The sequence below is a fragment of the Flavobacterium sp. genome (assembly GCF_035456085.1).
GTDB lineage: Bacteria > Bacteroidota > Bacteroidia > Flavobacteriales > Flavobacteriaceae > Flavobacterium.
In genome coordinates this window covers 1-21,971 of sequence record NZ_DATIDY010000007.1, presented here as the reverse complement: position 1 = coordinate 21,971, position 21,971 = coordinate 1, and the positions used below count along the sequence as shown (strand labels likewise).

General features: G+C 32.3%; 23 protein-coding genes. 16 read left to right on the top strand and 7 right to left on the bottom strand.

Translation table 11 applies throughout. The features are described from left to right. The first annotated feature begins 6 nt into the window (after positions 1–6). From menA to VLC96_RS00370, 5 genes are all read left to right on the top strand, one after another. Positions 7–969: a 1,4-dihydroxy-2-naphthoate octaprenyltransferase gene (gene menA, locus VLC96_RS00390; RefSeq protein WP_325259950.1), complete on the top strand. Its 963-nt coding sequence runs from the start codon at positions 7–9 to the stop codon at positions 967–969. A 54-nt stretch (positions 970–1,023) separates the two neighbouring features. Then, positions 1,024–1,701: a metal-dependent hydrolase gene (locus VLC96_RS00385; protein WP_325259948.1), complete on the top strand. Its 678-nt coding sequence runs from the start codon at positions 1,024–1,026 to the stop codon at positions 1,699–1,701. Positions 1,702–1,872: 171 nt separating this feature from the next. After that, complete coding sequence (locus VLC96_RS00380; protein ID WP_325259946.1) at positions 1,873–3,078, top strand: tetratricopeptide repeat protein; 1,206 nt, start codon at positions 1,873–1,875, stop codon at positions 3,076–3,078. A gap of 52 nt (positions 3,079–3,130) precedes the next feature. Further along, on the top strand, positions 3,131–4,183 hold the full coding sequence (locus VLC96_RS00375) for an o-succinylbenzoate synthase (protein ID WP_325259944.1): 1,053 nt from the start codon (positions 3,131–3,133) through the stop codon (positions 4,181–4,183). 165 nt (positions 4,184–4,348) lie between these two features. Then, the gene (locus tag VLC96_RS00370) at positions 4,349–5,104 is read left to right on the top strand and encodes a toxin-antitoxin system YwqK family antitoxin (protein WP_325259942.1); all 756 of its coding nucleotides are present in this window, start codon (positions 4,349–4,351) and stop codon (positions 5,102–5,104) included. Positions 5,105–5,188: 84 nt separating this feature from the next. On the opposite strand, the gene VLC96_RS00365 is transcribed toward VLC96_RS00370, so the two are convergent. Together VLC96_RS00365 and VLC96_RS00360 are read right to left on the bottom strand one after the other, a co-directional pair. After that, complete coding sequence (locus VLC96_RS00365) at positions 5,189–5,746, bottom strand: acetate uptake transporter (protein WP_325259940.1); 558 nt, start codon at positions 5,744–5,746, stop codon at positions 5,189–5,191. Positions 5,747–5,867: 121 nt separating this feature from the next. After that, positions 5,868–6,155 carry a DUF8439 domain-containing protein gene (locus VLC96_RS00360; protein ID WP_325259938.1) on the bottom strand — a complete coding sequence of 96 codons (288 nt, stop codon included), beginning with the start codon at positions 6,153–6,155 and terminating at the stop codon, positions 5,868–5,870. Here VLC96_RS00360 and VLC96_RS00355 point away from each other — a divergent pair. Further along, positions 6,154–6,375, top strand: coding sequence for a hypothetical protein (locus VLC96_RS00355; protein ID WP_325259936.1), 222 nt, complete (start codon positions 6,154–6,156; stop codon positions 6,373–6,375). The two genes, VLC96_RS00360 and VLC96_RS00355, sit on opposite strands and share 2 nt — an antisense overlap. A gap of 157 nt (positions 6,376–6,532) precedes the next feature. Here the strand turns inward: VLC96_RS00355 and dnaX are convergent, their stop codons facing one another. Then, entirely contained in the window at positions 6,533–7,618 is a 1,086-nt protein-coding gene (dnaX, locus tag VLC96_RS00350) for a DNA polymerase III subunit gamma/tau (protein WP_325259934.1), read from the bottom strand. A 173-nt stretch (positions 7,619–7,791) separates the two neighbouring features. Between dnaX and VLC96_RS00345 the strand changes: the two genes are divergently transcribed. Genes VLC96_RS00345 through VLC96_RS00315 form a run of 7 tightly spaced genes read left to right on the top strand, consistent with a single transcriptional unit; the run spans position 7,792 to position 13,286 of the window. After that, entirely contained in the window at positions 7,792–8,925 is a 1,134-nt protein-coding gene (locus VLC96_RS00345; protein WP_325259932.1) for an NAD(P)/FAD-dependent oxidoreductase, read from the top strand. Between the two features lie 15 nt (positions 8,926–8,940). Next, positions 8,941–9,651: a methyltransferase domain-containing protein gene (locus tag VLC96_RS00340; protein ID WP_325259930.1), complete on the top strand. Its 711-nt coding sequence runs from the start codon at positions 8,941–8,943 to the stop codon at positions 9,649–9,651. A gap of 34 nt (positions 9,652–9,685) precedes the next feature. Then, positions 9,686–10,738: a type III polyketide synthase gene (locus tag VLC96_RS00335; protein ID WP_325259928.1), complete on the top strand. Its 1,053-nt coding sequence runs from the start codon at positions 9,686–9,688 to the stop codon at positions 10,736–10,738. An 11-nt stretch (positions 10,739–10,749) separates the two neighbouring features. After that, positions 10,750–11,184, top strand: coding sequence for a 3-hydroxyacyl-ACP dehydratase FabZ family protein (locus VLC96_RS00330; RefSeq protein WP_325259926.1), 435 nt, complete (start codon positions 10,750–10,752; stop codon positions 11,182–11,184). A gap of 6 nt (positions 11,185–11,190) precedes the next feature. Next, positions 11,191–12,465, top strand: a complete 1,275-nt coding sequence (locus VLC96_RS00325) for a beta-ketoacyl-[acyl-carrier-protein] synthase family protein (RefSeq protein ID WP_325259924.1) — start codon at positions 11,191–11,193, stop codon at positions 12,463–12,465. A 42-nt stretch (positions 12,466–12,507) separates the two neighbouring features. Next, complete coding sequence (locus VLC96_RS00320) at positions 12,508–12,765, top strand: acyl carrier protein (protein ID WP_325259922.1); 258 nt, start codon at positions 12,508–12,510, stop codon at positions 12,763–12,765. Positions 12,766–12,803: 38 nt separating this feature from the next. Beyond that, positions 12,804–13,286 (top strand): 4'-phosphopantetheinyl transferase family protein, encoded by a 483-nt coding sequence (locus VLC96_RS00315; RefSeq protein WP_325259920.1) that lies wholly within the window; start codon positions 12,804–12,806, stop codon positions 13,284–13,286. Positions 13,287–13,383: 97 nt separating this feature from the next. Here VLC96_RS00315 and VLC96_RS00310 read toward each other — a convergent pair whose 3' ends face one another. The 3 genes from VLC96_RS00310 to VLC96_RS00300 form a co-directional block, all read right to left on the bottom strand. Next, positions 13,384–14,241, bottom strand: a complete 858-nt coding sequence (locus VLC96_RS00310; protein WP_325259918.1) for an OmpA/MotB family protein — start codon at positions 14,239–14,241, stop codon at positions 13,384–13,386. Positions 14,242–14,312: 71 nt separating this feature from the next. Next, positions 14,313–15,308 carry a glycosyltransferase family 2 protein gene (locus VLC96_RS00305; protein WP_325259917.1) on the bottom strand — a complete coding sequence of 332 codons (996 nt, stop codon included), beginning with the start codon at positions 15,306–15,308 and terminating at the stop codon, positions 14,313–14,315. A 35-nt stretch (positions 15,309–15,343) separates the two neighbouring features. Further along, positions 15,344–15,817 (bottom strand): type I restriction enzyme HsdR N-terminal domain-containing protein, encoded by a 474-nt coding sequence (locus VLC96_RS00300; RefSeq protein WP_325259915.1) that lies wholly within the window; start codon positions 15,815–15,817, stop codon positions 15,344–15,346. 92 nt (positions 15,818–15,909) lie between these two features. Here VLC96_RS00300 and holA point away from each other — a divergent pair, with 92 nt between their 5' ends. Both holA and VLC96_RS00290 read left to right on the top strand, forming a co-directional pair. Further along, the gene (gene holA, locus VLC96_RS00295) at positions 15,910–16,914 is read left to right on the top strand and encodes a DNA polymerase III subunit delta (protein WP_325259913.1); all 1,005 of its coding nucleotides are present in this window, start codon (positions 15,910–15,912) and stop codon (positions 16,912–16,914) included. Positions 16,915–16,964: 50 nt separating this feature from the next. After that, the gene (locus VLC96_RS00290; protein ID WP_325259971.1) at positions 16,965–17,147 is read left to right on the top strand and encodes a CAL67264 family membrane protein; all 183 of its coding nucleotides are present in this window, start codon (positions 16,965–16,967) and stop codon (positions 17,145–17,147) included. A 384-nt stretch (positions 17,148–17,531) separates the two neighbouring features. On the opposite strand, the gene VLC96_RS00285 is transcribed toward VLC96_RS00290, so the two are convergent. Next, positions 17,532–20,033: a T9SS type A sorting domain-containing protein gene (locus tag VLC96_RS00285; RefSeq protein ID WP_325259911.1), complete on the bottom strand. Its 2,502-nt coding sequence runs from the start codon at positions 20,031–20,033 to the stop codon at positions 17,532–17,534. Positions 20,034–20,955: 922 nt separating this feature from the next. On the opposite strand from VLC96_RS00285, the gene VLC96_RS00280 reads away from it, so the two are divergent. Next, a partial coding sequence (locus VLC96_RS00280) for an ATP-binding cassette domain-containing protein (RefSeq protein WP_325259909.1) occupies positions 20,956–21,971 on the top strand: 1,016 nt, incomplete at its 3' end.

Here is a 21,971-nt window from a genome sequence, read left to right as displayed (position 1 = left end):
CAAAAAATGAAACACTGGATTGAAGCAGCAAGATTAAGAACATTACCATTGTCCGTTTCTGGAATAATCGTCGGAAGTATGTATGCATTAGCACATCCTACCGATAATGTACTTACACCAACAGAGGTTTTCAATTGGGAGATTTTTGCTTTCGCATTATTAACAACTTTAGGATTACAGGTGCTTTCTAATTTTGCCAACGATTATGGCGACGGAATCAAAGGCACTGACAACGAGGATAGAGTAGGTCCAAAACGCGCTATACAAAGTGGAGTAATAACCCCACAGGCTATGAAAAAAGCTTTAGTGATCACTTCAATATTAACTTTGGCTTCGGCAGTATTTCTTATTTATGTGGCTTTTGGCAAAAGTAATCTTGTGTATTCACTGTTTTATTTAGTATTAGGTATTATGGCTATAATTTCTGCTATTCGTTATACAGTAGGAAAATCAGCTTACGGCTATCGTGGATATGGAGATGTTTTTGTCTTCGTTTTCTTTGGGTTGGTCAGTACTTTGGGAGTAAACTTTTTGTATTCAAAACAATTGGATCTTGTACTTATATTGCCTGCAGTCGCGATAGGATTATTGAGTGTTGGAGTTTTGAATTTAAATAATATGCGCGATCAAGCTTCGGATACCAAATCAGGAAAGAATACATTGGTTGTAAAAATGGGTGCTGAAAATGCTAAAAAATACCATTTCTTTTTAATCATTGGAGCAATGGTATCTGTAGTGGTCTTTGCAATACTGAATAACTTTCATTTCGATCAATACTTGTTTTTATTGGCATATATCCCGCTAACAAAACATTTAATCACTGTGTCCAAAAACGAAAACCCAAAATTGCTTGATCCTGAATTAAAAAAAGTGGCATTAAGCACATTTTTACTAAGTATATTGTTGTCTATTTGTATGATTTCATTAATTTCTGATATAATTGTAAACGTTTTCCTTGGAGGAAGATAGTCTAAAATCAATTTTAAAATTATCATTAAAGTCTAACAATCATAAATTCAAAAGATGAAAATAACATTCTACGGTCACGCTTCTTTGGGAATTGAAGTGAGTGGCAAAAATATTATTGTTGACCCTTATATTTCGGCAAATCCAAAAGCTTCTCATATTGATATCAATACGTTAAAAGCCGATTTTATTCTCTTGACTCATGCGCACGGCGATCATATTCTAGATGTCGAAGCTATCGCCAAAAGAACCAATGCGGTAATTGTTTCTAATGCCGAAATCGCCAGTTATTATGGTCAAAAAGGTTTTCAATCGCATCCTATGAATCACGGTGGAAGCTGGAATTTTGATTTTGGAAAATTAAAATATGTAAATGCAATTCACTCAAGTTCTTTCCCGGACGGCAGTAATGGTGGTAATCCAGGTGGTTTTGTAATCGAAGGAGAGCATAAGAACATTTACATTGCCGGCGACACTGCTCTTACAATGGACATGAAATTGATTCCAATGCGAACAAAACTGGATTTGGCAGTTCTTCCTATTGGTGACAATTTCACTATGGATGTTGAAGATGCTATAATTGCTTCTGATTTTGTAGAATGCGATAAAGTTCTCGGAATTCATTACGATACATTCGGATATATAGAAATCAATCATGAAAAAGCTATTAAAAAATTCTTTGATAAAGGAAAAGATTTAATGTTGCTAGAAATAGGCGATTTTATTGAATTATAATAAGGAAAATCAGGAACTTAATCCTGTTATCCATTACAATCTTGCTGGCTGAACCCTAGCCCAGCCAGCAAGGATTTCCACTGCACACGAGCGAAGCGAACTGGCAAAGCAATCAGGGCTAGGGTTTTAGGAATTTTAAAATCATTTTTTTAAATAAGATCATATTTAATAATGACAAAACATTTACTTTTAGTTACAACACTACTATTTTCTACAATTATATTCGCACAACAACAAGACGGATATTGGGATAAAGAGCGATCAACTACTAAAGAAATTAAGGTTTCTGCACGTGACCGAATAATCATCAAAACCGAAGATTTACCAATTGGCACTACCGAAATAGTCTACAGGATCACTCTTTTAGACGAAAATCAACAACTAGCTAGTAGTTTGGTTTCTGTTTTGAAATCCATTCCTGACCCAACAGGAATTAGTCAGGGATCAGCTGGTGCGGTTTTTGTTTTGTCAAAAATTTCAGGAGATGACAAATGTACTTATGCTGTCTTTTCTAAAGAAGATTTGGCTACAAAATATAAAGATTCTGGTAAAACCCTTGAATCTTGTGTAATACAAGATACTCCAGTCAGCAAAGACGCCAAACGCCTTTCTGTAGATAAAATAAGCTGTTTCAGTAGTAATACAACTGCTTTGTGGTTTGGTTTTGAAAGCAAAAACTGGATAATGAATCAAAAAATTATCCTCGAAGTCGTGCCTTGGGTAGATAAAAAATTAAGTCGCGGATGGACTGTCGAGAATAGGAAATCAATAATTGATCAGTGTAAAACTTCTAATTTGGCCCAAAAAATGAGTAACTCTGATAGTTTTTGTGTTTGTATATTGGATAAAGTTCAAGCCAAATATAAATTCAAAGAATTTCAGAACTTATTGCCGATGGAACGTTCCAAAGTTTTTAAAGATGCTGGAGATATTTGTTTAAATGAAACAAACGCTTCTCCTGCCATTACTGCTGATTTACGCAAAGAAGCAGCTGTTTTAATTAAAAATGGTAAATATGGAGCAGCAATTGAAAAACTATCAGTGATTATTAATAACGGCAAAGCTACAGTTATGGATTACAATAACATTGGCAGTTGTTATCTTTTGACAAAACAATACGGGAAAGCTTTAAAGTATTTGCAAGATGGAGAAAAACTGGACAATACCGAATTATTGATTCAATTGAATTTGGCCCATGCATATTTACTAAACGACAATTACAAAGAAGCTAAAAAAATCTATAATAAATACAAGAATCAAAACGTAACTGATAGTGTAAGTTGGGTTCAAAAAACGGAACAAGATTTCAAATCTTTTGATAAAAATGGGATTCAAAATGAGGATTTTGAACGTGTTTTAAAATTGTATAAAGAATAATTTTGACAGAAGTAAACGATTATCAATTTACAACTCCATTATTTATAATTAAATGAAAGCGACTTATCATAAATACATTTTAAATTTTAAACGTCCTTCCGGAACATCTCGGGGTGTAATGACCGAAAAGGAAACTTGGTTTATTATACTAGAAGATGAAGGAAGAAAAGGAATAGGTGAGTGCGGAATTTTGAGAGGATTAAGTGCTGATGATCGATTAGATTATGAAGAAAAATTACAATGGACGTGTTCTAATATTCATTTGGGGAAAGACAAACTTTGGGATGAATTATTAGAATTTCCATCAATTCAATTTGGGGTCGAAATGGCTTTTTTATCTTTAGAAAGTGAAAATCCTTTTTTACTTTTTCCTTCTGATTTTACCAACGGAAACAAATCAATTGAAATAAATGGTTTAGTTTGGATGGGAGAAGAAGGCTTTATGAAGCAACAAATTGAAGAGAAATTAGCTGCTGGTTTTCGTTGCATAAAACTCAAAATTGGAGCTATAGATTTTAATAAAGAGTTGCAATTATTGCGTTTTATACGACAACATTTTACTGCTAATCAAATAGAAATTAGGGTTGATGCAAATGGCGCTTTTAGCTCTAATGAAGCTTTATATAAATTAAATCAGTTATCTGAATTTCAACTACATAGCATTGAGCAGCCAATTCAAAAAGAACATACTGACACTATGTCAGAGCTATGTAAAAACACTCCATTTCCTATAGCTTTGGATGAAGAACTAATCGGTGTGTTTACATTTGAAGAAAAAGAAAATTTACTGCTTAAAATCAAACCGCAATACATTATTTTGAAGCCAAGTTTTGTAGGAGGATTTAAAGGAACAAAAGAGTGGATAGCTTTGGCCAAAAAATATAATATTGGTTGGTGGATAACTTCAGCATTGGAAAGTAACATCGGACTAAATGCAATTTCTCAATGGACTTTTACACTCAACAATCAAATGCCTCAGGGATTAGGTACAGGAGCTTTATACACTAACAATTTTGATTGCCCTTTATATGTTTCAAAAGGACAGTTATGGTACAACACCAATTTAAATTGGGATTTTAATATTGATACATTTTTTATCAAATAAATTAACTGAAATATTTTTTAAACTTCTTTTTTATAGTTAATCAAATGCATCATTGCTTTCAATAAAGTTTTATAATTTATTTTAACAAAAATTAATTTATAAACACATACAATTTTGAAAGAATTTATCTTTATTTTTGAAAAAAAATATTTTAAATTCTTTACTATGAAAATTACCAGAATATGCAGTTTTTTTATAATACTGTGTTTGTCGGCTTCACTTTATGCACAACTTCCAGAACAAATACAATGGAAACATTTACAAAAGGATTATTCAGCTGATAGTACTAAACTTGTACTTACTTTAAACGGGAAACCTTTGCAAGGAAAATATAAAATACCTTTAGATAACGGTAGTTTTGCATTATATGATATTAAAAAGGGTGTTATAACTGGAGAAGCCTTTTGGTATAGCAGTTCTGAAATTTTAGAATGCAAACTAAATTATAAAAATGGCGTTCGTAATGGTTTAAAGGAAAATTTTGATAGTGATGGAAACATTTGGCTTCGACAAGAATATAAAGACGGTAAACTGAACGGTGCAAACGAAATGTATAGCAATGGTAAGATTGTATCTAAAACTATCTATAAAGATGGTAAGAAAGATGGTTTGTCATCGAGTTATACGAATGGTCAACTAATTTCGGAGACGACTTATAAAAACAACTTAAGGAATGGTATATCACGAACATATTTTAATGGTGTATTGATATCTGAAAATAATTATTTAGATGATTTGCAAGACGGAGTCTCTACATCATACAATATGAATAAAAAGGGTATGGATGCTACTTATCAAAAAGGAAAAAAGAATGGAGTCTCGCATATGTATAAACCCGATGGGACTGTGCTCTTTGAAAATTATTTTTTGTTGGGAGAAAAAGTTTCAAAAGAAGAATTTTTGAAACATCAGGCTAATTAATATTAAAAAAGGCTCAAAACGTTTACGAACATTTTGAGCCTTTTTTATAAAAATTTAAATTTGATAAATTTGAGGAGCTATATTTTAATAAGGTAAAACCTTTTCGTTTTTTACTTCTTCTAAAAGTTCTGCCATTGCTAAATAAAAGGCACTTCCTCCGCAAATAACTCCGATGGCACCTGCCACTGGTGCTAATGCTTCAATTTCAGTGATTTTTTCTGTAGCCAAAACGAAAAATAAAATAGTTAATGATAGAAACACAAATTGCTGTACTTTACTGCCTCCCCAAGTTCCCCACCACATAAAGGCAGTGAAAATTCCCCAAAGAGCTAAATAGCAACCAAAAAATGCTGCTGGAGTTTTTCCGGCCATTTCAAATCCTGTATTTGGAAAAAGCCAAATCCCAACCAACGAAATCCAAAAAAATCCATAAGAAGTAAAAGCAGTTCCGGCAAATGTTTTTCCGTTTTTAAAGGATAATATTCCTGCAATGACCTGAGCCAAACCTCCATAAAATATACCCATTGATATAATTACAGCACTCACAGGAAAAAATCCAAGATTATGAATGTTTAATAAGATTGTGGTCATTCCAAAACCAAGAAGACCTAAAGGAGCAGGATTTGCTAATTTGTTTTCCATTTTTTTAATTTTTAGCGGTTATTAAATTCTAATATTATGTTATAATATATTAGCCGTAATTACAAAAATAACATTTTTTGAAATTAAAAATTTCATTTGTGTAAAAAATACAACTATTTTTTTAAGCATCTAAATCTAAACCGAAAGTTGTTCTTAATAATTCAATATTGGGATTGATTTCCAAAAAGCGATTATATCGATCCTGGTCAGTAAAACTTCTCTTGATTTCTATACTTTCATTTACATTAACTTCAATTGTGATGTCATGATTGTGTAAATGACCGCGTAAATATCCTAAAAGACCAATCATTTCTTTTTCAAAATCAAGTTTTGAACCTTCATTTGGTAATTCAAAAGTGATTTTGGTGCCATCTAATTTTGGATCATTGATTAACAGTAAAGATTCCATGATTTTGAACCCTTTGCTTCCTAATCGTTCGGCGTATTTGGTCCAATACAAAAGCATTTGGGTTTCTGTAAATGTTTCAGTTGGGAGTACTGCATTATTATCCTCTTTTACAAAACCTTTTAAACTTTCTTCTAAATTCTTTTTGGCGCGAATACTTGAAAGTGATAAAGCCGAAAATTTGGTTTCGTTTCCTGGTGTTGTTGGAGTTACAGGATTTTGAATTTGTGGTTTTTCAATTACTGGAACATATGGTTTTACAGTTTCAGTGGTTTCTGCTTTTGCTTCAGTGACTTTATTATCTGCTTTAGTTGCAACATCTTCTTTTTTAGATACTTCAACTATTGAATAATCTGTTTTTCTAAAATAAGTAGGAGGGATTATAAATTGCTCAACTTTTTTTTTTCTCCATCATAAGTGATAGAGGCAAGTTGCATCAAACAAAGTTCTACAAGTAATCGCTGATTTTGACTTGATTTATATTTTAAATCACAATCATTGGCAATTTCGATTCCTTTTAATAAAAAATCCTGACTGCATTTCTGTGCTTGAATACCATACATTTTTTGTGCTTGTTCACCAACTTCGAGTAATGTAAGTGTTGAAGGTGTTTTGCTTACTAACAAATCTCTGAAATGACTCGCTAAACCTGAAACAAAATGATGGGCATCAAATCCTTTGGCAAGAATATCGTTGAAAGCCATTAATAAATCTGGAATTTTATTTTCCAGAATTAAATCGGTAATATTTACATAGGTTTCGTAATCCAAAACATTTAAGTTTTCGGTTACAGCCTGACGTGTTAAATTATTTCCGCAAAAAGATACGACTCTGTCAAAAATAGACAAAGCATCACGCATTGCGCCATCAGCTTTTTGGGCGATAATATGTAAAGCATCGTCCTCAAAAGCAACTCCTTGACTTGTAGCTACATCAGCAAGATGTTCTTTTGCGTCTTTTACAGTAATTCTTTTGAAATCAAATATTTGGCAACGAGATAAAATCGTTGGAATGATTTTGTGTTTTTCGGTGGTTGCCAATATAAAAATGGCGTGTTTTGGTGGTTCCTCTAATGTTTTCAAAAAAGCATTAAAAGCCGCTGAAGACAGCATATGCACCTCGTCAATGATATAAACTTTGTATTGTCCTGTTTGTGGTGGAATACGAACCTGGTCAATTAAATTTCGAATATCATCAACCGAATTGTTTGAAGCAGCATCTAATTCGAATACGTTAAAAGCAAAATCTTCGTTTGGATCATCGTATCCGGGCTGATTTATTTTCCTGGCCAAAATACGAGCACAAGTCGTTTTTCCGACCCCACGAGGTCCGGTAAACAAAAGTGCGGATGCTAAATGATTGCTTTCTATGGCGTTAAGCAAAGTATTGGTAATCGCTTTTTGTCCTACTACATCTTTAAATGTTTGTGGACGATATTTACGGGCCGATACTACAAATTGTTCCATAGAATTTTTAATTGGAAAGCAAATATAGGACTAGAAAATTCAAAAAACAAGTTCCAAAATTTTAATTTTCTACTTGACTATTCAGAAATAAAACAAACATTCTATTCGCTTTTGTGACAACATTTTACGTATTTTCACAATAAACATAATTTTTCTATCATAATTATTTTACTATGAATATTTCTAAAGAAATTACAATTGTTGGTGGTGGACTTGCTGGACTTACAGCTGCTATTCATTTGTCAAAAATTGGATTAAAAGTAATGTTGATTGAAAAAAATGAATATCCAAAACATAAAGTTTGCGGCGAATATGTTTCCAATGAAATTCTACCATACCTAAATTGGCTTTCGCTAGATATATCCGAATTAAATTCCACTCAAATTTCAAAACTAGATTTTTCAACTGTTGATGGACAAATGATTCACTGCGATTTACCACTTGGCGGATTTGGAGTCAGCCGTTATGCTTTTGATTATTTTTTATGTAAAAAAGCCGTCCAAAATGGATGCAAAATCATTCAGGATAATGTGGAAGATATTGTTTATAAGAAAGATATTTTTACAGTTACCACTTCCAATGGCAAAATCATAAATTCACGAATTGTAATTGGCGCATTTGGAAAACGCTCTAATATTGATCTAAAATTAAAGCGCAAATTTGCATTAAAGAAATCACATTGGTTAGCGGTAAAAGCACATTATTCAGGAAATTTTCCAAATGATTTAGTTGGTTTACACAATTTTGAAGGTGGTTATTGCGGTGTTTCAAAAGTAGAAAATGATGCAATAAATATTTGTTATTTGACAACTTATACTTCATTTAAAAAACACAAAAACATCGATGAATTCCAAAATCAGGTTGTTGCTAAAAATCCACATTTAAGATCTGTTTTTGAAACTTCCAAAATGATTTTTGATAGTCCGCTAACTATTAGTCAAGTTTCATTTGATAAAAAAGCGGTTGTAGAAAATCATATTCTGATGATTGGTGACACCGCTGGTTTGATTCATCCTTTATGTGGAAATGGCATGGCTATGGCGATTCATAGCGCAAAAATTGTCTGTGAATTGATCAACAAATTTTATAAAAATGAAGTCAAATCCAGAGATGAATTAGAGAAAATGTACAAAAATGAATGGAAACGCAATTTTAAAAAAAGAATAAGAATTGGGAGACTTTTGGCATTTTTATTACAAAATTCAAATGTTTCTATTGCTCTGATGAAAATTATGATTACATTCCCTATATTATTGCCTTTTATAATAAAACAAACTCACGGTAAGTCAATTGTTATTAAAGATTAAAATTTCTAAAAAAAGATGTTTCTAAAAACGAGCTATAGAACTGATGAATCTGAAATAATGGATGATTTTACTATAGAAGGAAATAATTTGAAATCGGCATTGGATAAAATTGCTCGAATAAATCAGCTTTTAGGAGGTAATCAATTGACTTTAGAAGGAGTTAAAAGGCTACTAAAAAATGTTTCCAAATTAGATTTGATTACGATTGTAGATGTTGGTTGTGGGAATGGAGATATGTTGCGAAAACTGGCTGATTTTGGTTTGAAAAACAATCTAAAATTGCAGTTAATCGGTATTGATGCTAATAGTTTTACGGTAAATTATGCCATCGATTTGTCTAAAGATTATTCAAATATCAGTTACAGATGTGAAAATATTTTTGATCAATCTTTTAATGAATTAAAATACGATATTGTTCTTTGTACGTTGACGTTACATCATTTTGAAAATAATGAAATTTTAAAAATATTAAAACAGTTTGAACGAAATTCAAAGTTAGGTTTTGTTATTAATGATTTGCATCGGAGCGCTGTAGCATATCGATTGTTTCAAGCAATTTGTTTCTTTTTTGGATTGAATGAAATGTCAAGAAAAGATGGTTTGATTTCTATTTTAAGAGGTTTCAAAAAAAGAGAATTAATTGCATTTTCTGAAAGATTAAATTTTAAAAAATATGATATTCGGTGGAAATGGGCGTTCCGTTACCAATTGATAGTAAAAAAATAAGTCTTGATGTTAACTTCAAAATTACGATGTAATAATGAGTGTAAAAATAAAATGTGTCACCAAAGAATTACCAAATTTTTCTAGGACAACAGCGGAAATTATTCCTTTTTTGGAAATTTGGCTGGAAGGACAGGAAGAACGTTTTATTCGTAAGGTAAAGAAGATTTTTGAAAATGCCGAAGTCGATAAACGATATTCGATTATGGATCCGGCACTTGTTTTTGAAAAGACGTCTTTTGAAGATAAAAACGATATTTATTGTAAAGAAGTAATTAAACTTGGAGAAAAAGTTTTGGATAAAGCTTTAAAAAAAGCGCAATGGTCTCCTGACGAATTGGATTTTATCATTACTGTAAGTTGTACTGGAATTATGATTCCGTCATTGGATGCATATCTAATAAATACTTTGAAACTGCGACAAGATATCGTACGCCTTCCAGTTACCGAGATGGGTTGTGCAGCCGGAATTTCGGGAATTATATACGCTAAGAATTTCCTAAAAGCCAATCCGGGCAAAAAAGCTGCGGTTATTGCTATAGAAAGTCCGACAGCTACATTTCAACTAGATGATTTTTCAATGGCAAATATTGTGAGTGCAGCTATTTTTGGAGACGGAGCCGCCTGTGTTTTGCTTTCATCTGATGAAGACGATGAAGGAGTCGAAATCCTTGCAGAAGAAATGTATCATTTCTATGATAATATTGACATGATGGGTTTTAAACTCACTAATTCTGGATTACAAATGGTCTTGAATATAGAAGTTCCAAATACGATTGCTTCACATTTTGATACAATTGTTCACCCGTTTTTAGAAAAAAACAATTTAAAAATTAGCGATATTGATCATTTGATTTTTCATCCAGGAGGAAAAAAAATTATTCAGATTGTAGAAGATCTTTTTTTGAATCATGGAAAAAATATCGATGATACAAAAGAAGTTTTAAAACTCTTCGGAAATATGTCAAGTGCAACGGTTTTGTATGTTTTGGAGCGATTTATCGATAAAAAACCTGAAAAAGATTCAAAAGGTTTGATGTTGAGTTTCGGGCCGGGATTTTCTGCGCAAAGAATATTGTTAAAATTTTAGAATCATATTTAATGGATAAAACTGATATACTTTCAAAATTGCCTTATTCCAAACCATTTTTGTTTGTGGATCAAATTCTTAAAATTGATGAAAACGGAGTAGAGGGAGAATATACTTTTGATGAAAATCTGGATTTCTACAAAGGGCATTTTAAAAACAATCCCGTGACACCGGGTGTGATTTTAACAGAGGTTATGGCTCAAATTGGATTGGTTTGTTTTGGTATTTTTTTGTTAAATGATAAAATAAATTCAAATACCGTAATTGCTTTAACATCAACAAATATTGAATTTTTAAAAGTAGTTTATCCGAGAGAAAAAGTAACGGTGGTTTCAGAAAAAATATATTTTAGATTTGGTAAATTGAAATGTAATGTCAGTATGAAAAATGCTAATGGCGATATAGTTTGCAATGGTGTGATTTCTGGTATGATGAATCTAGATTGAAAGTAAATGAAAAAGCGAGTTGTAATTACAGGTCTAGGTGTGGTTGCTCCAAACGGAGTAGGTCTTGATGCGTTTCAGCACGCTATCAAAAATGGAATTTCGGGTATTAAATATTTTGAAGAATTAGAAAGATTAAAATTTTCCTGCCAAATTGCTGGAATGCCAGATGTATCTACCGAATTAGCTTTGCAATATTTTACCGAATTAGAATTAAAAAACTTCAATTCATCTGGGATTTTATATGGTGTGATTGCCGGAATAGATGCTTGGAAAGATGCTGTATTATCGATCGAAAAGCTAGATGAACCTGATTGGGATAGCGGAACAATTTTTGGAATGGGATCTTCTGGAATTGAAAAACTACGTGAAAGTATTTATAAAATTGATGATTATAAAGTTAGAAATTTAGGCAGTACCACTGTACTTCAGACAATGAATAGTAGTGTAAGTGCTTATTTGGGAGGAAAACTAGGTTTAGGAAATCAGGTTTCAAGTAATTCTTCCGCTTGCACTACAGGAACCGAAAGTATTATCATGGCTTATGATCGTATCCAGTCTGGGCAAGCCAAACGGATTTTGGCAGGGAGTACAAGTGATTCCGGGCCTTATATTTGGGGAGGTTTTGATGCGATGCGGGTGTGTACCTTTAGGCATAATGATTCTCCTGAAACAGGTTCAAGACCAATGTCAGAAAGCGCTTCAGGATTTGTTCCGGCTAGTGGAGCAGGAGCTTTGGTACTTGAAGATCTGGAAACTGCCTTGGCTCGTGGAGCAAGAATATACGCCGAAATTTTAGGTAGCTGTATAAATTCCGGAGGACAAAGAGGTTTAGGATCGTTGACAGCTCCAAACCCTATTGCGGTGCAAAAATGTATTCAGCAAGCAATGTCAAATTCTGGAATTACTGGACAAGATGTTGATGCCATCAACGGTCACCTCACTGCAACAACCAAGGATAGTTTGGAAATCTCAAATTGGAGTGCAGCTTTAAAACGTAGCGGAGACAATTTTCCTTATATAAATTCGTTAAAATCTACTGTAGGGCATTGTTTAGCTGCGGCTGGAAGTATTGAAAGTGTTGCAACTGTGTTACAACTACATGATGGATTTATTTTTCCAAATCGCAATTGTGAAGATTTACATCCAGAAATTAAAGCTATCATTGATCCTGATTGCATTCCTATGCACTTAATTGAGGCAGATATTAATATTATTTTAAAGGCAAGTTTCGGATTTGGAGATGTAAATGGATGTGTTGTTTTTAAAAAAATGATATATTAGTAATCTTATTGTTAAATAGTTAACTAAATAAAATACAGTTTTATGGATAGAGAAACATTACTAGAACAATTGAAACATATTATAAAACCATATGCTCAAGATCAGGAAGCTTTTAATTCACTTACCGAAGAAACAGATTTTATTAATGATTTAAAAATAAATTCTGCAAACCTAGTGGACGTTATACTGGACATTGAGGAAAAATTTGATGTTATGATTGATAATGAATCAATGAAAGATATGGTGACAGTAAAACAAGCCATTGGAATTATTGAAACAGAGTTGCTTAAAGACAAATAATCATAATATATAATCAAATCAAATCAAATCAAATTGTAATGATTGGGAACGATATTGTGGATCTTAATTTAGCAAGGAAAGAAAGTAATTGGAGAAGGAAAGGTTTTTTAGAAAAAATTTTTTCTATTCGAGAACAAGAATTGATCCATAAAAGTCAAGACCCTGAAATTATGATTTGGAATTTATGGACAAGGAAAGAAGCTGCATATAAAATTTACAATCGTCTCACAGGTATCAATGGCTATTTTCCATGGATGTTAGAATGTCTTTATGAAGATGAAAGTTCAGGTAAAGTTACTATTGAGGATTTCAAATTCCATACACAAACTCAGATTACCAATGGATATATCTATTCTGAAGCTGTTTTTGAACTAGCTGATTTTCTCAAAATTAAATCTTTGCAAACATTGGATAATGTAAAAAAAAATAATAGGATACCTTATTTTTTAGATAATGACAATATAATCCGACCAGTTTCTATAACACATCATGGAGATTTTCACAGGATTATATTATTATAAAAAAAGCTCAAGATTTTTCATTAAACATTATTGACTATTTTAAACAAAAAAAACGCTTCGAATCTCGAAGCGTTTTTTATTAACTATTTTGAAAGAATTATTTTTGAACAGGTGCTGCTGGAGCTCCCGGTTGTTTTTTCATTTCTTTTTCAACCATATCATAGAACTGATCAATTTTTGGCATTACGTAGATACGAGTTCTTCTGTTTTTAGATTTATTTTCTGGGGAATCATTTGGCACCAAAGGAACGTATGAACTTCTACCTGCAGCAATTAATTGAGCTGGATTAACGCCTAAATCACTAGATAAAATACGGATGATAGCAGTAGAACGTTTAACACTCAAATCCCAGTTGTCAATTAAACAAGAATTTCCTTTTAATACATCAGTATCAGTGTGGCCTTCAACCATACATTCAAAATCTGGTTTGTCATTAACTACTTTTGCAACTTTAGCTAAAACTCCTTTTGCTTTGTCACTTACTTCGTAGCTACCACTTTTAAATAACATTTTATCAGAGATAGAAATGAAAACCACTCCTTTATCAACATTGATTTCGATGTCTTTATCATCCATTCCAACAACTGATTTCAAACTAGTAACAACTGCAAGTGTAACACTGTCCTTTTTGGTCAAAGCATCTTGCATTCTGCTAATTTTCAAATCTTTTTCTTTGATAGACTCTAAAGCTTTTTCAATATTTTCAGCTCCTTTAGTTGATAAGATTGTCATATCTTTAGAAGTAGAGATCAAATGTTGATTTGTTTCTTTCAAACCTGCAACTGTTGCAGTAAGACCTGCTTTTTCCTCCAAACAAGAATTTAATTTTACTGTACAACTGTTCAATAAATCTTGGGTTTCCTTGTTTTTAGCTTCCAAAGCCGCATATTGCTTTTTTGATACACAAGAAGTCAAAAGTGCTAAAGCCGATAAAGTGATCATTATTTTTTTCATAGATCGTAATTTTAATTAAACGTGTTTGACAAAGTTAGTTTTTAAATGTTAATTTTAAATGTAAATTATTGTTAAATTATGTCACCAAAAACTGTGCCACTTTTTACATAATAACTATAAACGATGCTTTTGGTTTTAAAGTATATCGAAATTTGATTTTTCTCTCTTTTGCTAAAATTCTTAGAAAATAAACAATAAAATGAGAAATGTGCACGTATAATTGCCAAACAATGAGCAAATTGACCAGAAAAAATAAATTTCACTCCAGCGATACCATCTAATACTAATCTGCTAAAAATCACCGAGAAAAGATTTTTATGTGGCAGATTTTTTGTTAACATTAACAAGGAATTTCTAAAATTTAAATATGTTTTTTGTGGATTGGATTGTTGCAAAGTAGCCCCTCCAACATGATAAACAATTGATTCTGAAATGTATTTGATTTTAAACCCTTTATTAAGTGCTCTCCAACACAAATCAATTTCTTCCTGATGAGCAAAAAAATCTTCATCAAAACCATTTAATTCTTTATAAATTTTGCTTCGGATAAAAAAACACGCACCCGAAGCCCAAAAAATCTCAGTATCATCATTATACTGTCCATTATCTTTTTCTAAAGTATCAAAAATACGGCCTCTGCAAAATGGATATCCATATTTATCAATAAAACCACCAGCAGCACCGGCATATTCAAAATAATCCTTTCGTTTGTAATCCAAAATCTTAGGCTGAATAATAGCTGTATTTGGTTCAGATTCGAATGTTTTCAATATGGGTTGCAACCAATTTTCGGTCACTTCAATATCCGAATTGACAAGAGCATAAAACTCGGCATCTATATGTTCTAGAGCATCATTATAGCCGCCAGCAAAACCTTTGTTAGTTTTATTTTGTACAATACCGACAGACGGATAATTGTTTCGTACAAATTGTATTGATTCGTCTGTTGAAGCATTATCGGCAATATATATTGTTGCTTCGGGCGAAAATTGAATTACAGAAGGTAAAAACTGTTCTAACAACTTCACGCCATTCCAATTCAGTATAACTACAGCTATTTTTTTCAAAGAAATTTATTTTTATATTTTCAAATTAATAAAGACTAAATGCTATTCTCAATATCCTTTTTAGTCGCATTATAATCTGGTAACTCTCTTAAAAACTCATATTTTTCGTTTTCGAAATCCATTAAACAAAAATAATGATTTAAGCCATTGGTAACCATCAAAAACTCAGCTGATAGTGTCATATTGTATCTAGCAATTTGGTCAAAAGTAGTCTGTGCAATTTTAACCTCGGGAGCTTTGCATTCGATTAATATAAAAATAGTCCCATTGGGATTGAAAATTACAACATCATAGCGTTTTCGTAACCCATTGACCATTAAAACTTTTTCAACGTTAATCAATGATTTTGGGTATTTTTTTTCCTCTATCAAATAGTGAACTACATGTTGACGAACCCATTCTTCCGGGGTAAGAATGATGAATTTTTTCCTGATGACATCAAATATACATACTTTATTTTCGCTATTTTTGAAACGAAAAGTATAGGAAGGAAAATTGAGTTTTTGCATGAAGCAAAATTATAAAATAGTTTGAAGTTTATAGTTTAAAGTTTCAAGTTGTTTAAATATTAAGCCTTAAATCTTGTACCTAAACAAAAAAAATGGATGAAGTAATTAAAATTGTAAATGATATAAAAGCAGGAAACATCAAACCTATTTATTTTTTGATGGGAGATGAACCTTATTACATTGACAAATTATCTGAATATATCGAGAACAATATTCTATCTGAAGACGAAAGAGGATTTAATCAAACCGTTCTTTATGGAAGAGATGTTGCTATAGAAGATGTGGTTTCGACAGCCAAACGTTATCCAATGATGGCCGAGCGTCAAGTGGTTATTGTAAAAGAAGCCCAGCAATTATCCCGCACCATTGAAAAACTTGAAAGTTATGCCGAAAATCCAATGGCAACAACTGTTTTGGTGTTTTGCTACAAATACAAAACGCTGGACAAACGAAAAAAAATCACCAAAGCTATTGCTAAAAATGGCGTTATTTACGAAAGTAAAAAACTATATGATAATCAAATAGGAGATTGGATTAAGCGTGTATTAGCTGGAAAAAAATATAGCATTGAACCAAAAGCGTCTGCGATGTTGGTTGAATTTTTAGGAACAGATTTGAGTAAAATCAATAATGAGCTCGAAAAACTGCAGATTATTTTACCAGTCGGAAGCACTATTACTGCAAAGGATATTGAAGATAACATCGGATTTAGTAAAGATTATAATGTATTCGAATTGCGAAAAGCAATAGGGGAACGTGATCAATTAAAAGCCTATAAAATTGCCGAAAACTTTTCTCATAATCCAAAAGACAATCCATTAGTATTGACCACCAGTATGATTTTTAGCTTTTTTATCCAATTATTAAAATACCACGGATTGAAAGACAAAAATCCTAAAAATGTGGCATCAGTTCTGGGTGTGAATCCTTATTTCCTGAAAGATTATGATGTTGCGATTAAGAATTACCCAATGAAAAAAGTAAGCCAAATCATAGCTGCTTTACGCGATACCGACGTAAAAGGTAAAGGTGTTGGCGCTAATAACTTTTCCCACGCTGATTTATTAAGAGAGATGCTTTATAAAATATTTAATTAAAAATAGATCAAAAAAACCGATATTTGTTCTTCCAAAACAAACCAATAATTATGGGAATGAATAAAAATACTATTTTAGGATGGGCTACTTTTATAATGACTCTTATGGGGTTATTGCTAATAGCTTTAGGTTTTTTCAAATACAGAGATGTTTCAGGCTGGGGATTTGCCGCTGTTGGAGTAGGATTTCTGGCGAATGCCTGGGTTTTTAATGCTTTGAAAGGGAGAGTTTAGAAAATAATTCTCAACTACAACATCAAAATTCAATAAAAAAACAGAATTATAAATTAAAAGATAAATAAAAATGTCAGACGATAAGAAAGTAATTTTAAACTGTTAAGTCTCTGAAAATAATATTTTAATTTAGTTTTTAAAAAAGATGAGAATGTTTTTATAATTGATGAGAATATACATAGGGCTAGTCAAATTTATTATATAATAATAAAAAGACCTCATAATTCAAATTACATGCTCACTCCTGATCAAATGCATGAACAAAAGAGAACTAAAGATGAGAACTTACAAAAATAAAACACCTGCAAGAAAAGTTTTTACAGGCGTCTAATTAAATATATTTGTATAATAATCTCTATCGATTATTTAGGACTAGTCATACATTTACCTCTTAATCATTCGGAATGTTTTTACTCTCTTTTCCTGTTGTAGAATAACGTTGTAAATTCCAGAAAAATAATTCTGTCCCATTTTAATTGTAGTGGTATTGTTTAAAACAACTACTTCTCTTTGTTCGATAAGTCTTCCCAACATATCATATACCTTAATATTCAATGGACTTTGGTTTGAAGTATTCACATCAATCGTGAAAGTATCGTTGAAAGAATTAGGGTAAGCAATTGCTCTGAAATCATTTGGCAACGGCACATCAACAGCTAATGTTGGTGGAGCCGGTTCTGTTACTGTTATAACACCATTCTGAGTACCGCCCAATGTGTTCAATGGAACATTCATATCGATAACTCCGGCATTGTTTGTTGTTGCTGTTGTGCCTAAAACCATCGTTCCATTGTTTATGATTTTTCCGGTTGCTTCATTTGTTAAAGTGTTTCCGTTGTAATTTTGAAACTTTCCAGAAGTATTACCAGGAGGTGTATCGTTTACAATTAAGCCCCCATTTGTAAAGTTGGCTATAATAGATGTGTTATTACTGTAACCATTGAGAAGGTAACCAGCCTTTGTAGTGCTTTTAACAGTTATAACACCTGTTGTGGTATTATTAAATGTTGCATTGGCTTTGTATGTGGAAGCTGAAGCAGGATCGGTATATCCATTATCGAGCCATCCGCCATCCAGATTAATTTGTCCTGCATTTGTAAACGTACCTGTTGCATTTGCGGTGTTATTAATACTGGCATTATAAAGACGTGCTACATTCGTAACATTAATAATACCCGTAGATGAATTTGTGAAAATTCCGGATGAACTCGCTCCAGTACTAGATGAATTAGTAAAAAAAGTATTGCCTGGGGTGTCAACTCCAATAATATTAATAGTACCATTATTGATCATTGTTCCATTGCCATTTGAGCCATTGATCATATTTCCGTGCCCAGTCAAATCAATAATACCATTATTTGTAAAAGTGCCATCACCCCCTTCATCACCATTTATAATATCACCACCGTCTATTAAAATTTTTCCCGTAGAATTAATGATGATATTACCATGATTAGAAATACGTCCATAGAACCGTTCGTCTGATTTATTATTAACCGTTTTTAATGTTCCGTTAACTGTAAAATCAACACCTGAAGCAACAGTACATATATTGATATTTGGTTGTGCTAAAGGATAATCAACATAAAACGTTACTCCTATCGGAACGGTAATATTTTGTTTGATAGTGTAATTCCCTTTAACATAAACAATCACATCGCCGGGTGTGTAGGATAAATTTGCAGCTTCGGCGGGATTATCTGTCACAAGTTGATCGTATAATGCTTTAGCATCATTAGCAGGTGGTGCATGAGTCACCGTTATAACACCATTCTGAGTACCGCCCACTGTGTTCAATGGAACATTCATATCGATAACTCCGGCATTGTTTGTTATTGCTGTTGTGCCTAAAACCATCGTTCCATTGTTTATGATTTTTCCGGTTGCTTCATTTGTTAAAGTGTTTCCGTTGTAATTTTGAAACTTTCCAGAAGTATTACCAGGAGGAGTATCGTTTACAATTAAGCCCCCATTTGTAAAGTTGGCAATAATAGATGTGTTATTACCGTAACCATTAAGAAGGTAACCAGCCGTCGTAGTGCTTTTAACTTCTATAACACCTGTTGTGGTATTATTAAATGTTGCATTGGCTTTGTATGCGGAAGATACAATAGGATTGATATGTCCATTATAGAGCCATCCGCCATTTAGATTAATACTTCCTGCATTTGTGAATGTGCTGGTTGCATTTGCTGAGTTGTCGATCCACGCATTAATAAGCCGTGCATCATCATTAACATTAATGATACCCGTACTTGAATTTGTAAAAGTACCTGTTCCAGCAACGTCATAGGTCCCATATGCATTAACCAAACGACTATTGGTTCCAATAACAGTAATAGTACCATTATTGGTCATTGTGCCGGTGCTCATCCTTCCATTATATATACTTCCTTCTCCCGTTACGTTAATAGTCCCATTATTTGTAAAAGTACCTGCACCAGCCACATCACCATTCAAAATATCTCCACCGTCTATGGAAACATTTCCTGAAGAACCAATGGTGATATTACCAAGATTAGAAACACGACCAAAATAATATTTATCTGACTTATTATTAACCGTTTTTAATGTTCCATTAACTATAACAGTAACGCCTGAAACAACAGTACATGTACTGACGGTTCCTGTTGAAGGATAATCAACAAAAAATGTTACTCCTATCGGAACGGTAATATTTTGTTTGATAGTGTAATTTCCTTTAACATAAACAATCACATCACCGGGTGTGTAGGACAAATTTGCAGCTTCACCGGGATTATCTCTCACAAGTTGATTGTATAATGCTTGAGCATCACTACCAGGTGTTGCAAAAGCCGATAACGAAAAGCAAGAAGCAATTACAAAATAAATTATATACAATTGTTTTTTTAATGCTGATTTCATGTAGTTTTCTTTTTTTATTAATCGCGTGAATATTTTGATATTTTACAGAAACTATCATTTATATGAATGAGAATTCCTATCGCATCGGTTATTACTACAATTGCCGACTGATCCAAGGCATACAGTCTACGAATTCCTTTAAGGTGTTGGTTAATTCGTCTCCTCGCTAATCGATCAATCATAACATTATCGAGATAAAATCCTTTAAAAGAACTTAAAATGCTCGACAAAAATATAGTATAGTATCATCCAAAAGTATGATATTTATCATTTTCATTCGATAAAAAATACAATTTTATCGATTAAAAGCGATTTTTTCATTTGAAAATAAGAATATACTTTGTAAATAATTATGATTGAATTTCTGTAATTCAGTAAGAATGGGGTAATATATTGTATTGACTTAATCTTTTAAGAATTTAGAGATTTTAGTTTAATTGATAAGAAGAGGAAAAAGAAATTTAATATATTGTTATTTATGCATGGAGCAGCGAATGAATTGAAAGAGATAAATTCTTTTATATATTTATTAACAGTCAATCATATATTGCTAAAGGCAACGCTTTCTCATTACATAACGACCACCTCGTTATTGATTTAGAAAACACGAAAATGACGGGACACTCATACATTTAATACTGAATATCTGTTTCTTCCTGTCTTTTTGAGAACCTTTTTTTCCTCAAAATATTAAATGAATAAAAGTCAATTATTCTAAATTCTTCATTTTGGATTCTTTTTATTTAGAACTATCTTTGCTGTCATATATTTATACTTTTTTTAATATTAGCATACAACTATTTTATTTGTTTTATTTGTAAAAGTGGGAATAAAAAGCAGGAAGTTATTGTTAAAAGTTCAAATATATGAGAAGTTAAAAATTTAAAAATCATTGAATTAATTAACAAAAATTAAAAATATTATGTCAGACGATAAGAAAGTAATTTTCTCAATGCAGAAATTGAGTAAAACCTACCAAGGAGCAGACAAACCAGTTCTTAAAAATATCTATTTGAGTTTCTTTTATGGAGCTAAAATTGGTATTTTAGGTTTGAATGGTTCAGGTAAATCTTCTCTTTTAAAAATTATTGCCGGAGTTGATAAAAACTATCAAGGAGATGTTGTTTTTCAACCTGGTTATACAGTTGGTTATTTAGAGCAAGAACCAATTTTGGATGAATCTAAAACCGTGATCGAAATTGTTCGTGAAGGTGCTGCTGAAACAATGGCTGTTCTTGAAGAATATAATCAAATCAATGATTTATTTGGTCTTGAAGAAAACTATTCAGATCCAGATAAAATGGATAAGTTGATGGATCGTCAGGCAGCTTTACAAGACAAAATTGATGCCCTTGGTGCTTGGGAAATCGATACAAAACTTGAAATCGCCATGGATGCATTACGTACTCCAGATGGTGATACGCCAATCAAAAACCTTTCGGGAGGTGAGCGCCGTCGTGTAGCTTTATGTCGTTTGCTATTGCAACAGCCTGATGTATTGCTTTTGGATGAGCCTACCAACCACTTGGATGCTGAGTCAGTTCTTTGGTTAGAACAACATTTGGCACAATATGCCGGAACTGTAATTGCGGTAACGCACGATAGATATTTCTTGGATAATGTTGCTGGTTGGATTTTAGAATTGGATAGAGGAGAAGGTATTCCTTGGAAAGGCAATTATTCTTCTTGGTTAGACCAAAAATCAAATCGTTTGGCTCAGGAAGAGAAAGTTGCTTCAAAACGTAGAAAAACTTTAGAACGTGAGTTAGACTGGGTTCGCCAAGGAGCTAAAGGTCGTCAAACCAAACAAAAAGCACGTTTGCAGAACTATGATAAACTCTTGAATGAAGATCAAAAACAATTGGATGAAAAATTAGAAATCTATATTCCAAATGGTCCAAGATTAGGAACCAATGTTATTGAAGCCAAAAATGTCGC

Coding starts and splice junctions, on each gene's coding strand:
- menA (WP_325259950.1), top strand. CDS start 7: ATGAAACACTGGATTGAAGCAGCAAGATTAAGAACATTACCATTGTCC.
- VLC96_RS00385 (WP_325259948.1), top strand. CDS start 1,024: ATGAAAATAACATTCTACGGTCACGCTTCTTTGGGAATTGAAGTGAGT.
- VLC96_RS00380 (WP_325259946.1), top strand. CDS start 1,873: ATGACAAAACATTTACTTTTAGTTACAACACTACTATTTTCTACAATT.
- VLC96_RS00375 (WP_325259944.1), top strand. CDS start 3,131: ATGAAAGCGACTTATCATAAATACATTTTAAATTTTAAACGTCCTTCC.
- VLC96_RS00370 (WP_325259942.1), top strand. CDS start 4,349: ATGAAAATTACCAGAATATGCAGTTTTTTTATAATACTGTGTTTGTCG.
- VLC96_RS00365 (WP_325259940.1), bottom strand. CDS start 5,746: ATGGAAAACAAATTAGCAAATCCTGCTCCTTTAGGTCTTCTTGGTTTT.
- VLC96_RS00355 (WP_325259936.1), top strand. CDS start 6,154: ATGATTTTGAACCCTTTGCTTCCTAATCGTTCGGCGTATTTGGTCCAA.
- VLC96_RS00360 (WP_325259938.1), bottom strand. CDS start 6,155: ATGGAATCTTTACTGTTAATCAATGATCCAAAATTAGATGGCACCAAA.
- dnaX (WP_325259934.1), bottom strand. CDS start 7,618: ATGGAACAATTTGTAGTATCGGCCCGTAAATATCGTCCACAAACATTT.
- VLC96_RS00345 (WP_325259932.1), top strand. CDS start 7,792: ATGAATATTTCTAAAGAAATTACAATTGTTGGTGGTGGACTTGCTGGA.
- VLC96_RS00340 (WP_325259930.1), top strand. CDS start 8,941: ATGTTTCTAAAAACGAGCTATAGAACTGATGAATCTGAAATAATGGAT.
- VLC96_RS00335 (WP_325259928.1), top strand. CDS start 9,686: ATGAGTGTAAAAATAAAATGTGTCACCAAAGAATTACCAAATTTTTCT.
- VLC96_RS00330 (WP_325259926.1), top strand. CDS start 10,750: ATGGATAAAACTGATATACTTTCAAAATTGCCTTATTCCAAACCATTT.
- VLC96_RS00325 (WP_325259924.1), top strand. CDS start 11,191: ATGAAAAAGCGAGTTGTAATTACAGGTCTAGGTGTGGTTGCTCCAAAC.
- VLC96_RS00320 (WP_325259922.1), top strand. CDS start 12,508: ATGGATAGAGAAACATTACTAGAACAATTGAAACATATTATAAAACCA.
- VLC96_RS00315 (WP_325259920.1), top strand. CDS start 12,804: ATGATTGGGAACGATATTGTGGATCTTAATTTAGCAAGGAAAGAAAGT.
- VLC96_RS00310 (WP_325259918.1), bottom strand. CDS start 14,241: ATGAAAAAAATAATGATCACTTTATCGGCTTTAGCACTTTTGACTTCT.
- VLC96_RS00300 (WP_325259915.1), bottom strand. CDS start 15,817: ATGCAAAAACTCAATTTTCCTTCCTATACTTTTCGTTTCAAAAATAGC.
- holA (WP_325259913.1), top strand. CDS start 15,910: ATGGATGAAGTAATTAAAATTGTAAATGATATAAAAGCAGGAAACATC.
- VLC96_RS00290 (WP_325259971.1), top strand. CDS start 16,965: ATGGGAATGAATAAAAATACTATTTTAGGATGGGCTACTTTTATAATG.
- VLC96_RS00285 (WP_325259911.1), bottom strand. CDS start 20,033: ATGAAATCAGCATTAAAAAAACAATTGTATATAATTTATTTTGTAATT.